The organism is Lysobacter soli, assembly GCF_003382285.1.
Taxonomy (GTDB): Bacteria; Pseudomonadota; Gammaproteobacteria; order Xanthomonadales; family Xanthomonadaceae; genus Lysobacter_J; species Lysobacter_J soli.
In genome coordinates this window covers 39,137-53,689 of record NZ_QTJR01000009.1, presented here as the reverse complement: position 1 = coordinate 53,689, position 14,553 = coordinate 39,137, and the positions used below count along the sequence as shown (strand labels likewise).

General features: G+C 68.0%; 13 protein-coding genes. 2 read left to right on the top strand and 11 right to left on the bottom strand.

Translation table 11 applies throughout. The features are described from left to right. Nucleotides 1-22 precede the first annotated feature (22 nt). Complete coding sequence (locus DX912_RS13150) at nt 23-2,059, bottom strand: translocation/assembly module TamB domain-containing protein (RefSeq protein ID WP_115842980.1); 2,037 nt, start codon at nt 2,057-2,059, stop codon at nt 23-25. A gap of 27 nt (nt 2,060-2,086) precedes the next feature. On the opposite strand from DX912_RS13150, the gene DX912_RS13145 reads away from it, so the two are divergent. Continuing rightward, nucleotides 2,087-2,863, top strand: coding sequence for a response regulator (locus DX912_RS13145; protein WP_115842979.1), 777 nt, complete (start codon nt 2,087-2,089; stop codon nt 2,861-2,863). Here DX912_RS13145 and recO read toward each other — a convergent pair. The 9 genes from recO to rpoE form a co-directional block, all read right to left on the bottom strand. Further along, complete coding sequence (gene recO, locus DX912_RS13140) at nt 2,845-3,594, bottom strand: DNA repair protein RecO (RefSeq protein WP_115842978.1); 750 nt, start codon at nt 3,592-3,594, stop codon at nt 2,845-2,847. The genes DX912_RS13145 and recO overlap by 19 nt on opposite strands. A gap of 88 nt (nt 3,595-3,682) precedes the next feature. Then, nucleotides 3,683-4,579 (bottom strand): GTPase Era, encoded by an 897-nt coding sequence (gene era / locus DX912_RS13135; protein WP_115842977.1) that lies wholly within the window; start codon nt 4,577-4,579, stop codon nt 3,683-3,685. Between the two features lie 48 nt (nt 4,580-4,627). Next, nucleotides 4,628-5,287: a ribonuclease III gene (rnc, locus tag DX912_RS13130; RefSeq protein ID WP_425477948.1), complete on the bottom strand. Its 660-nt coding sequence runs from the start codon at nt 5,285-5,287 to the stop codon at nt 4,628-4,630. Further along, nucleotides 5,280-5,639: a DUF4845 domain-containing protein gene (locus DX912_RS13125; RefSeq protein WP_425477947.1), complete on the bottom strand. Its 360-nt coding sequence runs from the start codon at nt 5,637-5,639 to the stop codon at nt 5,280-5,282. Before DX912_RS13125 ends, rnc begins: the two co-directional genes overlap by 8 nt. A gap of 87 nt (nt 5,640-5,726) precedes the next feature. Further along, complete coding sequence (gene lepB / locus DX912_RS13120; RefSeq protein ID WP_115842974.1) at nt 5,727-6,512, bottom strand: signal peptidase I; 786 nt, start codon at nt 6,510-6,512, stop codon at nt 5,727-5,729. A 216-nt stretch (nt 6,513-6,728) separates the two neighbouring features. Continuing rightward, nucleotides 6,729-8,519, bottom strand: a complete 1,791-nt coding sequence (gene lepA, locus DX912_RS13115) for a translation elongation factor 4 (RefSeq protein WP_115842973.1) — start codon at nt 8,517-8,519, stop codon at nt 6,729-6,731. 130 nt (nt 8,520-8,649) lie between these two features. Next, complete coding sequence (locus tag DX912_RS13110; RefSeq protein ID WP_115843016.1) at nt 8,650-10,191, bottom strand: DegQ family serine endoprotease; 1,542 nt, start codon at nt 10,189-10,191, stop codon at nt 8,650-8,652. A 106-nt stretch (nt 10,192-10,297) separates the two neighbouring features. Beyond that, nucleotides 10,298-11,224, bottom strand: a complete 927-nt coding sequence (locus DX912_RS13105) for a sigma-E factor negative regulatory protein (protein ID WP_115842972.1) — start codon at nt 11,222-11,224, stop codon at nt 10,298-10,300. Beyond that, on the bottom strand, nt 11,221-11,841 hold the full coding sequence (gene rpoE / locus DX912_RS13100) for an RNA polymerase sigma factor RpoE (protein WP_115842971.1): 621 nt from the start codon (nt 11,839-11,841) through the stop codon (nt 11,221-11,223). Before rpoE ends, DX912_RS13105 begins: the two co-directional genes overlap by 4 nt. 255 nt (nt 11,842-12,096) lie before the next feature. On the opposite strand from rpoE, the gene DX912_RS13095 reads away from it, so the two are divergent. After that, complete coding sequence (locus tag DX912_RS13095) at nt 12,097-14,181, top strand: 3-hydroxyacyl-CoA dehydrogenase NAD-binding domain-containing protein (RefSeq protein WP_115842970.1); 2,085 nt, start codon at nt 12,097-12,099, stop codon at nt 14,179-14,181. A 42-nt stretch (nt 14,182-14,223) separates the two neighbouring features. On the opposite strand, the gene DX912_RS13090 is transcribed toward DX912_RS13095, so the two are convergent. Further along, entirely contained in the window at nt 14,224-14,553 is a 330-nt protein-coding gene (locus DX912_RS13090) for a low molecular weight protein tyrosine phosphatase family protein (RefSeq protein ID WP_115842969.1), read from the bottom strand.

The following is a 14,553-nucleotide window of genomic DNA, read 5'->3' as shown; positions in this document are numbered from 1 at the left end:
GAAGCGAGCGACCGGCAGCCAATCAGTCGAAGACCGGCTTCACGTCGCCCGTGCTGGCGGCCTTCAACCGCTCCAGCAGGGTCGGCCAGTCCACGTCGCGGTTGAACCCCACCACCGCCAGCCGCGGCAGGCCGGAACCTTCGACGATAGTGAATCCGTTGCCGGCTGAACCCAGACCGCTCATCCGGCAGACCTGGTCGCCGAGATAGCACGACAGGCCGATGCGCCGATAGCCGAAATCGTCGAACAGCCCGATCAGCTGCGACTGCAGCGAACTGACGAAGGAGGCATCGGACACGCTCGAAAGGTCCTGCACCGCGCGCTGGCTGATGCGCTGGCGCACGCCGGCGCGGCGTGCGGCATCGGCATCGGTCGCGATGGCGGCCTCGAACGCGACCGGCTGCCAGTCGACCAGCCGCAGCCGGTCGAAGCGGCCGTCGAGCTTTCCGGTTATTTCGCCGAAGCCGAGCACGCCGGTCAGCGATTGCAGGTCGATGTCCTCGAAGGCGATGTCCGATGACAGCGTCGGCGCGACGCCGAACGGCCGCTCCATCGCCAGCGACGACACCTGCACCGTGCCGCCGAACAGCTGCACCGACAGGCCGCCTTCGAAATCCAGGCGGTCGTCCGCGTAGCGCGCTTCCGGGATGTGGCCGGTGAGCTCGCCGGTGAACGCGGGCCAGCCCAGCGCCTGCGCGAGCTGCGCGATGTCCAGCCGGTCCAGGTCCAGGCCGAAGCGGATCTGCAGCCCCTGCCCGTCCGCCGGCGGCCGCAGGCTGAGGTGATCGATCGACACATTGCCGCCGAGCATCGCCATGTTCGACGCCTCGCGCAGGCGCAACTCGCCGGCATCGCTCACGAAAGGCAGCCGTGCCGGACCAAACGCGAGGCCATGCAGGCGACCGCCGGTCCAGCGCAGTTCGCTTTCGAGCTGTTCGGCGCGGGAAAAACGCACGTCGCCTTCGAGCCCGGCGAAGTCGAACCGCCCGCGCGGGTCGTCGATCGCAACGCCGTGCGGCACGAAGGCCGCTTCGTGCACGGTGCCTTCGTCCATGCGCAGCTGGACGTCGGCCGCGCCGCGCAGTTGGAGGTCCGCCAGTCCCGCCAGGCCGAGGAAGCCGGTGAGATAGCCATCGCGCATCGGCGCCAGATCGTTGCTGCGCGCGCGCACGTCGAGCGAGCGGAGCGACGCGTCCGCACCGAGCGCCGCGCTCCCCTGCGCCGCGAGCACGCCGGGGTCGTCCCATCGGAATCGCGGAATCCGCCAGCCGCCAACGCCGTCCTGTGTCGCCAGCAGGTCGACCGCGACGCGTCGCTTCTGCAACGCGATGTACGCGTTGCCGAACAGCAGGTCGCCGCCGAGCAGCGCGCCGTCGATGGCGAAGCTCGTGTTGGTGCCGAAGGTCGCGTCGAGCGTCGCCTGCGCGGAAAGGTTTTCGCCAGCGGTGAGACCGTCGGCCGTATCGAAGGCGACGCCCGTCAGGCGCAGCGGGCCGGTGACGCGCAGTGGCGCGTTGGCGGGCGCGCGCACGTCGATACGCCCATCGAGCCTGCCCTTGCCGAACCGTCCGGCCGCCCAGGCCTGCGACACCAGCGCCTGCGCCCATGAAACCGGGACCTGCGCCAAATCGATACGCGTGAGGTCGGGCGTCCGGCTTTCGCGATTCAGGGCGATGCGGCTGCGCCCGCGGGTCAGGCTCGCGTCGGTGCGGGCGTCATCGATATCGATGGCCAGCGTCAGCGCGGCGCTTCGCCCCTCACGCACGGCGCCTTCACACTGCCACCGGTTTCCTGCATGCGACAGTGGACATTGCCAGGTGACGTCACGGAAGCGGTAACCCAGCGCCGGCGCGTCGATGCGCGCGGCCTGCAGGCGCAACACGCCCTGGGTCGCCGCGTCGGGCCAGTCGAGCTGGACGCGAACGCCTTCCAGCGTCGCTACCGCGGTGCGTATTCTGGCGATCTTCGCCTGGGCAGTCGCCGCGGAAGCGGCATCGGTCCACGCGGCGAACGCGATGGCCGATGCAACCAGCAGCAGGCGTAAGATCGAACACGACATCCGATCAGCATACCGACAGGACGCGAAATGCCGATGATGCGCGACACACTTCCCCGCATCCTGCTCGTCGAGGACGATCCGACCAGCCAGGCCTTCCTCACTGCCGCGTTGCGCGCGACGCCGGCCGAGGTCGACGCGGTCGACACGATGGGCGCGGCGCTGGCGCTCGCGGCATCGCAGACCTACGCGGCCTGGATGATCGATGCCCGGTTGCCCGACGGCAGCGGCGCGGAACTGCTGGCAAGACTGCGCGAACGCGACGCGCGCACACCGGCCATCGCCCACACGGCCGCGCACGAATCCGACGTGCTCGATGCGCTGGTCGCGGCAGGCTTCGCCGAAGCGCTGGTCAAGCCGATGCCCGCCGCCACGCTGCAGTCTGCATTGCGGCGCGTGCTGGGGTCGGCCGCCGACGAGGCGCCCGCGGCCGAACTGGCCATCGTCGAGGACGTTCCGCTGTGGGACGACGACGCCGCCGCGCTCGCGCTCAACGGCAACCGCACGCACGTGGAAACGCTGCGCGAGCTGTTCGTGCAGGAACTGACGAAGTCGGTGTATGCGATTTCCACCGCGGCCGAGCGCGGCGACCTGGATTCGGTCCGCGGCGACCTGCATCGACTGCGTGCGAGCTGCGGCTTCGTCGGTGCGCAGCGACTGGCGGCGGCCGTGCAGGCGTTACAGCAGGATCCTGCATCGCCGGCACGACTCGATGCGCTGGAGCACATTGCGCACGAGACCCTGGCGCACGCCGGCGTGGTGCCGCATCCGGCGCCGATCGTGGAAGCTCAGTCGGCTGCGTTCTGATCCCGCGGTCGCGACACGCGGTTCAACTCGGCGAGCATGTCCCACGATTTCAGGCCGCGCGGCCCCAGATGGTGCGCGAGCACGTCGCGCATGGCACGGCGAAGGCCGGGCAGATCGTCGGTTTCAGGTACGAGGTCGGCCGCCAGGGCCAACAGTCCGCGGCCGGTCGCGGCGCGGCTGCGATCGCCATGGCCGCGATCGCTCAACACGCGACGCGGCCCGTATTCGGGTTCCAGCCGGTAGCGCGCGGCGGGATCGATCGGCGCGCCTTCGCCGTCGTGCGACAGGTCGAAGCCGAAACCGAGCGCATCGATCAGGTCGCGCTCATAGCGGCGCAACGTCCACGCCAGAGGCTCAGCGGCGCCCAGTCGCGCGCGGGCACGGCCGTAGGCGTCGTAGAGCTCGGACGACGGATCCTGGCGCGGGGCCAGGCGCAGGGTGAGTTCGTTGAGGTAGAAGCCCGACAGCATCGCCTCGCCCGACAGCCGCGGCGCGACGTCGAGCGCCTCGGCGGTGTTGAGGCGGGCCAGTTCGCCGACCTGCACGGCGTCGAGGCGGATCCACTGCAGCGGCTGCAAGGCCGCGCGCAGGAGCTGCTTCTTCGGCCCCTGCACACCGCGCGCAACCAGGCCGAGCCGGCCGTGATGTTCGCTCAGCACTTCCACCAGCAGACTGGTCTCGCGCCACGGGCGCGCATGCAGGACGAAGGCGGATTCGGCGCTAAGTCGCATGGAGGCCGGGGCGGCGGATCAAGGTGGAAGGCAACGTCGGCGGGCTCGGCTTCGCGGTTCGCACCGTGACTTCGCCGTTCGCCGCGGATCAGTCGTGGTAGCCGAACGCCCGCAGCGCTGCTTCGTCGTCAGACCAGCCTTCGCGTACGCGCACCCAGGTTTCCAGGAACACCTTGCTGCCGAACAGGCGTTCCATCTGCTGGCGGGCCTTCGCGCCGATCTCGCGCAGGCGCTCGCCGCCCTTGCCGATGACGATCGCCTTCTGACCATCGCGCTCGACCCAGATCACCGCGCCGATGCGCAGCAGGTTGCCGTCGACCTCGAACTTCTCGATCTCCACCGTCGTCGCGTACGGAAGCTCTTCGCCCAGCTGGCGCATGAGCTGCTCGCGCACCATTTCGCCTGCGAGGAAGCGCTGGCTCTTGTCGGTGATCTCGTCTTCGCCGTACAGCGCGGGCTGCTCGGGCATCAGCGCGAGCACGTCCTTGACCAGCGGTTCGAGACCCTTGCGGCGGAGCGCGGAGATCGGGTGAACGGCGGCGAAGTCGCGCCCGTCGCTCACCTTGGCGAGGAACGGCAGCAGCGTGGTCTTGTCCTTGATGCGGTCGACCTGGTTGGCGACCAGCACCACCGGCACGCCGCCCTTCTTCAGCGCGTCGTAGGCCAGCGAGTCCTCGTCGTCCCACTGGCCGGCGCGCACCACGAGGATCGCGGCGTCGACGCCCTCGAGCGCTCCACGGGCGGCGCGATTCATCCAGCGATTCATGGCGCGCTTCTGCTCGCGATGGATACCGGGGGTGTCGACCAGCAGCAGCTGGCCCTCGGGGAAAGTCGCGATCCCGAGCAGCTGGTGCCGCGTGGTCTGCGGGCGATCGGAGGTGATGCTGACCTTCGCGCCGACCAGGGCGTTGACCAGGGTGGATTTGCCGACGTTTGGGCGGCCGATGACGGCCACATGGCCGGCTCGATGGGCGGGGGTATTCATCCGGGAATTGTAAGGCGCCTTGCCGGGCCCGTACGGAGGATGATGCTGTCAGCGTTCCTGCAGCAGTTCCAGGACGGCCTCGGCGGCCGCCTGTTCGGCCGCCCGTCGAGAGGTGCCGACGCCCTCGGCCGTTACCGGTGGGTGACTCAGCACACAGCTGACCTGGAAGCTCTTGGCATGTTCTTCGCCCGTCTCGCCGAGCAGCGTGTAAACCGGCAGCGGCTTCTGGCGGGCCTGGAGCCACTCCTGCAGCCGTGTCTTGGCGTCCTTGCCGACCTTGTTCGGCGGAGGCAGCGCGGCAATGGCCGATTCGAACCACGGCATCACCGCGGCGCGACAGGTCGGAAAGTCAGAATCGAGGTAGATCGCCGCGATCAGTGCCTCGAGGGCATCCGCCAGGATGGAGTCGCGGCGATGGCCGCCGGATTTCATCTCGCCGGGCCCCAGCGTTAGCCGGGGCCCGAGGTCGAGGGTGCGGGCGATCGGCGCAAGCGCCGATTCACGCACCAGCTCGGCGCGTGCCCGAGTGAGCGCGCCTTCGTCCGCGCGCGGCCAGTGCCCGTACAGCGCCTCGGCGACGATCAGATTGACCAGCGCGTCGCCGAGGAATTCCAGCCGCTCGTTGTGGGGCGCACCCGCACTGCGGTGCGTCAGGGCCTGCTGAAGCAGCTCCGGACGCGAGAAACGGTGGCCAATGAGATCAGTCATCCCCGGCATTGCGCGAGAGGACCTGTTCGGCATTGAAGTGGCCGACGATGTCGAAGTTGGCGATCAAAGGGCGACGCACTTCGTAGTCGACCGTCATCACGTAGCCGGCGCCCCTGCGCTCGAGTTTGACGTTGGCAGGCTTCACATTGTCGGCGTAGCTGATGTATAGACGGCGGAAGAACCCATCCTTGATTCGCTTCGGGTCCTGCTGGCTGACGCCGGATTCCTGTGACATCTGCTTCAGCGCCTGCTTTACGGCGAAGTATTCCGAGTACATCGGGATGACCTTCATGCCCATGTAGACGAACACGCCGACCACCGCCAGCACGAGGATGAACCCGATCAGGGTCATGCCGCTCTGAGTACGCTTCATTACCAATCCCCCATGTTTGCGATGCGTGCCACCCGCCAGCGCTTTCCCCTCGCCGACGGGTGATTGTTACTGGATCCTGTTGCCGATGCGCGAGGTGTCCACGCCACCGTCGAAGTTCATCCAGATCAGGAATGCCTTCCCGCGCAGGTTTTCTTCCGGCAGGAAGCCCCAGTATCGGCTGTCCTCGCTATTGTCGCGGTTGTCGCCCATCACGAAATAGTGTCCCGGCGGGACGATCCAGTCGCCTTCGCCCTGGTCTATGAACGGCAGGTTGGTGCGCTCGAGCACGTGGTGCTGGCGGCCCAGCAGGTCTTCCTGCAGCTCCTCGGCGCCGGTCATCTCGGTGCCGTTGCCCTTGCCCTGGTAGACGCCGATCGGCGCGTACGCCAGCGCCTTTCCGTTCACGCTGACCTGGTTGTCGTGGTAGCCGACACGATCGCCCGGCAGGCCCACCACGCGCTTGATCCAGTCCTGGTCGGGATGGTGCGGCGGGCGGAAGACCACCACGTCGCCGCGCTGCGGCTCGCCGATGCCGATCACCTTGTGATTGTTGATCGGCAACCGCAGGCCGTAGGTGAACTTGTTGACGAGGATGAAGTCGCCCGTCAGCAGCGTCGGCATCATCGAGTTGGACGGGATGCGGAAGGGCTCGGCCACGAAGCTGCGCAGGATCAGCACCACCGCGAGCACCGGGAAGAACGCCTTGGAATAGTCGACGACGATGGGTTCCTTGCCGTCGTCCAGCAGGCCCTGCCGCGCTTCGCGACGCTTGGCCAGCACCAGCTTGTCGAGGAGCCAGACCAGGCCGGTGAACAACGTCAGGACGACCAGGGCGATTTCAAACCAGCGCATGCATGCTCCTTTGCAGAGCGAAGAACGGGACGAACGGGAAAACCATCGGGGACATCGCAACCGGGCGGAACGACCGGCCGGCTGCGCAGGCCGCTCCCCGGCAACCTGCCACGGCGAGGATAGCGGCGTGCGTGCCGTCCGTCATGGACGAATCCTTGCCGCAGCCGGCGGGAACTCCGCCTTCGGGTGTAGGGAAACCGCGCGCCGCCGGCCTGCTTACTTGTCGACCTGCAGGACGGCGAGGAACGCCTCCTGGGGGATCTCGACGCGGCCGACCTGCTTCATGCGCTTCTTGCCCTCCTTCTGCTTCTCGAGGAGCTTCTTCTTGCGGCTGATGTCGCCGCCATAGCACTTGGCCAGCACGTTCTTGCGAAGCGCCTTGACCGTGGTGCGGGCGATGACCTGCGAGCCGATCGCGGCCTGAATCGCCACGTCGAACATCTGGCGCGGGATCAGCTCCCTCATCTTCTCGCACAGCTCGCGACCGCGACGGTCGGCGTGGCTGCGATGGCAGATGATCGAGAGCGCGTCGACCTTGTCGCCGTTGATGAGCGTGTCCACGCGCACGAACGGGCCCGCGTCGAAGCGGAGGAAGTGGTAGTCCAGCGAGGCGTAGCCGCGACTGACGGACTTCAGCTTGTCGAAGAAGTCCAGCACCACCTCGGCCATCGGCAGCTCGTAGCTGATCTGCACCTGGCTGGCCAGGTACTGGATGCTGATCTGCACGCCGCGCTTTTCCTCGCACAGCTTGATGATGTTGCCGATGTAGGCCTCGGGCGTGAGGATGTTGGCGCGGATGATCGGCTCGCGGATTTCCTGGACCAGGTTCAACTGCGGCAGCTTGGCCGGGTTGTCCATGGGCATGATCTCGCCGTCCGTGCGCAGCACCTCGTAGATCACCGTCGGCGCGGTGGTGATCAGGTTGAGGTTGTACTCGCGCTCAAGACGCTCCTGCACGATTTCCATGTGCAGCATGCCGAGGAAGCCGCAGCGGAAACCGAAGCCCATGGCCTCGGAGCTTTCCGGTTCGAACCGCAGCGCCGCGTCGTTCAGGCGCAGCTTGTCCAGCGCTTCGCGCAGGTCGGGGTAGTCCTCGGCGTCCACCGGGAACAGGCCGGCGAACACGCGCGGCTGCATTTCCTGGAAGCCCGGCAGCGGCTTGGGAGCAGGATCGCCCGCCAGCGTGAGCGTGTCGCCCACCGGCGCGCCGTGCACGTCCTTGATCGAGGCGTGGATCCAGCCCACCTCACCGGCACCGAGCTTGGGCAGGTCCTTGCGCTTGGGCGTGAACACGCCAACCTTGTCGACCTGGTGCGTGCGGCCGGTCGACATCACCAGCAGCTTGTCGCCGGGCTTGATCTCGCCCTGCATCACGCGCACGAGCGACACCACGCCCAGGTAGTTGTCAAACCACGAGTCGATGATCAGCGCCTGCAGCTTGTCGGTGTCGCGCGGCTTCGGCGGCGGGATGCGATGGACGATCGCCTCCAGCACGTCCACGACATTCAGGCCGGTCTTCGCGCTGATGGCGACCGCGTCCTCGGCGTCGATGCCGATGACGGCCTCGATCTCGGCCTTGGCGCGTTCGATGTCGGCCGTCGGCAGGTCGATCTTGTTGAGGACCGGCACCACCTCCAGTCCCTGCTCCACCGCGGTGTAGCAGTTGGCGACCGACTGCGCTTCCACGCCCTGCGCGGCGTCGACCACCAGCAGCGCGCCTTCGCATGCGGCGAGCGAACGGCTGACTTCGTAGCTGAAGTCGACGTGGCCCGGCGTGTCGATGAAGTTGAGGAAGTAGGTCTGCCCGTCGCGCGCCTTATACGGCAGCGATACGGACTGGGCCTTGATGGTGATGCCGCGTTCGCGCTCGATCGGGTTGGAGTCGAGGACCTGCGCTTCCATCTCACGGGCTTCGAGGCCGCCGCAGAGCTGGATGATGCGGTCGGCCAGCGTCGACTTGCCGTGGTCGACGTGGGCGATGATGGAGAAGTTTCTGATCTGCTGCATGCGGGGGCGCGCGAGGCTGGCCGTTCCTTGAAATCAACGCGCGATTATCGCACAGCCCCCGGCGCAGCCGGCTCTCCGCCGCGCGTCCCGGCGCCGCCCGTTGGCGGACGCCGGGGCGCGGATCGGTGCGTCAGCCGGTCCGGGCGTCGTCCTGCGCGGTGACGGCGATGAACTGCGTGGAGCCCTGACGGCGGACCAGCAGCATCACGGTGTCGCCGGACTTCACCGAACCCAGCTCCTTGTCGAGCGCAGCGGCCGAGCCAACCGCGCTGCGGCCGACCTGAAGCACCACGTCGCCCGGACGGAGCCCGGCTTCGGCGCCGGAGTCGCCCGGGTTGCGGATCAGCACGCCCTCGCCCGAACGCAGGCCCAGGCGCTGGCGCTCGCCGGCCGACAGGTCCTGGCCGACCAGGCCCAGCGCATTGCCGCCGGACGGCTTCGACGAACCTTCGTCCGCCGCCGGGCGCGGCGAAGCGCGACCGGTGCCGGCCAGTTCGTCCAGTTCGTTCACGGTCACGGTCTTGTCGAGCGTGCGACCGTCGCGGACCAGCGTGACCTTGGCCTTCGTGCCGGGCGCCATGTTGCCGATGATCGGCGGCAGGTCGGCCGAGTCGTTGATCGAGCGGCCGTCGACGGCGCGGATCACGTCGCCGCGTTCGATGCCGGCCTTTTCGGCCGGGCTACCGGGCAGCACGTCGGCGATCAACGCGCCGCTGCTGTCGGGCAGGCCGAGCGCCTTGGCCGATTCGCTCGTCAGCGCCTGCACCTGGACGCCCAACTGGCCGCGGCTGACCTTGCCGGTCGCGCGCAGCTGTTCGGCGGCGCTCATCGCGACGTCGATCGGGATCGCGAAGCTCACGCCCATGTAGCCGCCGGAGTTGCTGAAGATCTGCGAATTGATGCCGACCACTTCGCCGCTGGTATTAAGCAGGGGCCCGCCCGAATTGCCCTGGTTGATGGCCACGTCGGTCTGGATGAAGGGCACGTAGCGCTGGTTCGCGTACGGGTTGGCGCGGCCGACCGCGCTGACGATGCCGGCGGTGACCGAGTGGTCCAGGCCGAACGGCGAGCCGATCGCGATCACCCACTGCCCGGCCTTGGTGCCGTTGGCCGGCGCCATGCGCAGGAACGGCAGGCCCTTCGCGTCGATCTTCAGCAGTGCCACGTCGGACTGCTCGTCGCTGCCGATGACCTTCGCGGTGAATTCGCGGCGATCCGACAGGGTCACGGTGACGGTGTCGGCGCCTTCGACAACGTGGTGATTGGTCATCACGTAACCGTCGGCCGACATCAAGAAACCGCTGCCCAGCGACGTGCCGCCGCCTCGCGGACCGCGCGGGCCGGGGCCGCCCGGACCACCGGGGAACGGCATCTCGTCGCCGAAGAAGCGGCGGAAAATTTCCGGGATCTGCTCTTCGTCCGGCATCTGCTGCTGGCCGCGGGCGGTGCGGCGCGGCGTGACTTCGGCGCGGATGTTGACCACGGCGGGTCCGACGCGCTGCACGAGGTTGGTGAAGTCCGGCAGGCCCGACACGAGCGGCGGCGCGGGCGTAGCGGCTGGCGGCTGTGCGATCGGGTTGGCGGGCTGCTGCGCGCAAGCGACCGGAAGCGCTGCGGCGATGGCAGCGACCAGGAAGATGCTGCGCAGCGGGGTGCGGGGCGTGCGGTTCATCGGCATCGGGCCTCGGGAATCGTTGGGATGAGTGTGGGCGGTACGCCGTTTTCGCGGCGCGAGGAAGGGGAATCGATGGGGCCGATCGTGGGAACGGCCCGAGGGGTCAGTCCTGCGGCCCGCGCTGAGCCGGCGCGTCTTCGACGGCGGGCGTCGCGGTCTGCGGTTCGAACGGATAGAACGAGGGCGACGCCGCGCTGCTGGTGCCGAAACTAGCCGTCAGCGCGCCATTGCCCGAGTACTGCGGCAATACCGCGCGTGGCCACGGGCGCGACGCCACTTCAACGTGTTCCGGCTGGAACGGCTTGACGTGCTGCGGCGCGGGAAGCCCGGTGTCGGCGATGGCGGTCTGCGGAACGGCTGCGCTCGCGATGGCGGGTGGTTCGACCTGGCGCCCGCTGCGAGCCGGCGAACGCTGGCTCTGGCTGCGCGAGGCACGACGTTCGCTCGCACGACGCGGTACTTCGGCGACGGCCACTGCCGCGGCTGTCGCGCCCAGCGTGCTGTCGGGAGATTGAGGATCTGCTGGCGCTGCAGGCGCGCGTGGCGTCGCGACAGTCGATGCGCGCGATGCCGCAGCGACAGCTACGCGCGGCAACGACGCCGCAGGCACGCTGGCGACATTCGGCGACACGCTGCTGACCGAGGGCGCCGCATCGTCGGAGAACGGACGCGTCACGAACAGCGCGGCCACCGCGACCGACGCCGCCAGCGCGCCGCCCATCCAGCCGCGACGCCCACCGAAGGACCTGGCCGGCAGCGCGACCGGCTGCGACTGCTCTTCGCGCAATGCGAGCGCCACGCGATCGGCGAACCCGTTCGCGGCCACGCCCTGCGCCTGCCCGCGCAGCGCGTCGCCATAGAGTTGCCAGCGGCCGACGGTGTCGCGCCATTCCGCGTCGTGGCCCAGCCGCTTCAGCGCGAATCGCGCTTCGTCGGCGGCGAGTTCGCCGTCGAACAATGCGCACAGTGTTTCGCGCTCGTCGCTCGAGTGGGTCGGTCTATCGTCGATGGGTCGGTGGTTGGAAGTCATCGCTTGGCAGCTTTGGCAGTGTCGTGGTCCAGCAGGGGCCGCAGTTCGGTATCGATCGCTTCGCGCGCGCGGAAGATGCGCGAGCGGACCGTACCGATGGGGCACCCCATCTTCTGCGCGATGTCCTCGTAACTCAGGCCGTCCACCTCGCGCAGGGTGATCGCGGCCCGCAATTCTTCCGGCAATCCTTCGACCACACGCATCACCGTGCGTTCGATTTCCTGCCGCAGCAGTTCATGTTCCGGCGTGTCGGTGTCGCGCAGTCGCGTGCCGGTGTCGAACAGCTCCGCCTCGCCGGCATCGACGTCGTCCGTCGGCGGGCGGCGGTTCTGTGCGACCAGGTGGTTCTTGGCGGTATTCACGGCGATACGGTGCAACCATGTATAGAACTGCGCGTCGCCCCGGAAGTTCGGCAGCGCCCGGTAGGCGCGGATGAAGGTTTCCTGGGCCACGTCCTGGCATTCGCTCCAGTCGGCGATGTAGCGGCCGATCAGTGCGGTGATCCGATGCTGGTACTTGCGCACCAGCGCATCGAAGGCCGCACTGTCGCCTCGCTGCACGCGCGCGACCAGCTCCTGGTCCAACTCGACATCTTTGGGCAACGTCATTTCGGCCATGCCGCGCCGGCGCTCCTGTCAGCTCGGCCATGGCCGAACGAATGGACAGCCCCGTGGAGGAAAAGTTCAAAGGTCGACGATGAACTTCAACGGGGCGAAGACTGAATCACGTTCATTAATGGGGACTGGCCGGAAGCCCGCAAGCGCCAGCCGTCATGGCATGTTGGCCACACGCCGCCCGAAGCGGCGATTGACGCCGGCGAAGCATCGTCGGGATGATAGCGGCCTCTCCATACCTGAACGGATGGTGCGCAGATGATGGCTGGCCTCGATGGTCTCCGCTTCCAGCACTGGCAGACCGAGCTTCGCCCCGACGGCGTGCTGCTCCTCTCCTTCGACAAGGCCGGCACGCCTGTCAACACGTTCTCGCAGGACGTGCTGATCGAGCTGGACACCCTGATCGAACGCCTCGCGCTCGACCCGCCCAAGGGCGTGGTGCTGCGCTCGGCCAAGTCGTCCGGCTTCATCGCCGGCGCCGACATCAAGGAATTCCAGGCCTTCGACGAGAAGGGCACCGTGGGCGACGCCATCCGGCGCGGCCAGCAGACCTTCCAGCGCCTGGCCGAGCTGCCCTGCCCGACCGTCGCGGCCATCCATGGCTTCTGCATGGGCGGCGGCACCGAGATCGCGCTGGCCTGCCGTTACCGCGTCGCCAGCAACGATTCGTCCACCCGCATCGGCCTGCCGGAAGTGAAGCTCGGCATCTTCCCGGGCTGGGGCGGCAGCGTGCGCTTGCCGCGCCTGATCGGCGCGCCGGCGGCGTTCGACATGATGCTGACCGGCCGCACGCTTTCGGCATCGGCCGCGCGCGCGAACGGACTGGTCGACAAGGTCACCGATCCGGCGTCGCTGATCGATGTCGCTGCGTCGTTCGTGCTGAAGGGCGCGGCGCCGCGACCGTTCAAGCAGCGCTTCCTCGGCTGGGCGACCAATACCCTGCCCGCGCGCAAGCTGCTCGCTCCGATGCTGACCAAGCAGGTCGCACGCAAGGCGCGCAAGGAGCATTACCCCGCGCCGTACGCGCTGATCAACAGCTGGGCCAATGCCGGTGGCGGCGTCCAGCAGCAGCTGTCGGCCGAGCGCAAAGCCGTGGTGAAGCTCGCCTCGACGCCGACCGCCCGCAACCTCATCCGCGTGTTCTTCCTGCAGGAACGGCTCAAGAGCCTGGGGGGCAAGGAGCACGGCATCCGCCACGTGCATGTCGTCGGTGCCGGCGTGATGGGCGGCGACATCGCCGCCTGGTCGGCATGCAAGGGGTTCAACGTCACGCTGCAGGATCGCGAGCAGCGCTTCATCGATGCCGCGCTCGTCCGCTCGCAGACGCTGTTCGAGAAGAAGGTGAAGGACGAAGCCAAGCGCATTACGGTCTCCCAACGCCTGAAGGGCGACCTGTCGGGCGATGGCGTGGCCGAGGCGGACCTGGTGATCGAGGCGATCATCGAGAACGCCGAAGCCAAGCGCGAGCTGTACGCGTCGCTGGAGCCGCGCATGAAGTTCGACGCGCTGCTGACGACCAACACCTCGTCGATTCCGCTGACCGAACTGCGCGAACACATCGCGCGTCCTGTGCATTTCGCCGGCCTGCACTACTTCAACCCGGTGGCGCTGATGCCGCTGGTGGAAATCATCCACCACGACCGCGTCGCGCCGCAGACCGAGCAGCGCCTGGCCGCGTTCTGCAAGGCGATCGACAAGCTGCCGGTCCCCGTCGCGGGCACGCCGGGCTTCCTCGTCAACCGCGTGCTGTTCCCGTACATGCTCGAAGCGGCCACGGCGTATGCCGACGGCGTGCCGGGCGCGGCGATCGACAAGGCCGCGGTGAAGTTCGGCATGCCGATGGGGCCGATCGAGCTGATCGACACGGTGGGCCTGGACGTCGCTGCCGGCGTCGGCGCGGAGCTCGCCCCGTTCCTCGGCCTGCCGATCCCGCCGTCGCTTTCCACGCCGCCGGAGGCTGGCAAGCGCGGCAAGAAGGACAACCAGGGCCTGTACAAGTGGGAGAACGGCAAGCCGGTGAAGCCCGCGCTGCCGAAGGATTACCAGATTCCTTCCGATCTGGAGGACCGCCTGATCATGCCGCTGATCAACGAAGCGGTCGCCTGCCTGCACGAAGGCGTCGTGGACGATGCGGAACTGCTCGATGCCGGCGTGATCTTCGGCACCGGCTTCGCCCCGTTCCGCGGCGGTCCGATCCAGTACGTGCGCGAAACCGGCGTGGACAACCTGCTGGCCCGCCTGGCGATCCTCGAACAGCGTTACGGCGACCGCTTCAAGCCGCGTCCGGGCTGGGATAACCCGGCGCTGCGGCCGGAAGCTGTTGCGGCGAGCAAGGCCGCCTGATCGGACATCGTCGATGACGCGTCGACAGGCGCGTCGGCGAACTCAGTGCCGCGGCAGATGTCGCGGCACTTTTGTTTTCAGCAGTCGCACCAGCGACTCATCCATGTATTCGAAATCGTCGGGGATATCGAGGCACACCACGCGCGCGTGGCCGATGTGCGCCTTGTAACGCGACGAAAGCTTCGTGCGATGCGCGCGTTCCATCACGAAGATGATGTCCGCCCACGCCAGCAACTCCGGCGTGACGGGATTCTCGGCATCGTGGTTGAGACCGGCCGAGGAGGTTTCGATTCCCGGCCAGTCGGCGAAGACGTGTTCGGCGGTCGGGCTGCGCAGCCGGTTCTGGCTGCAGACGAACAGGACGCGCTTCAC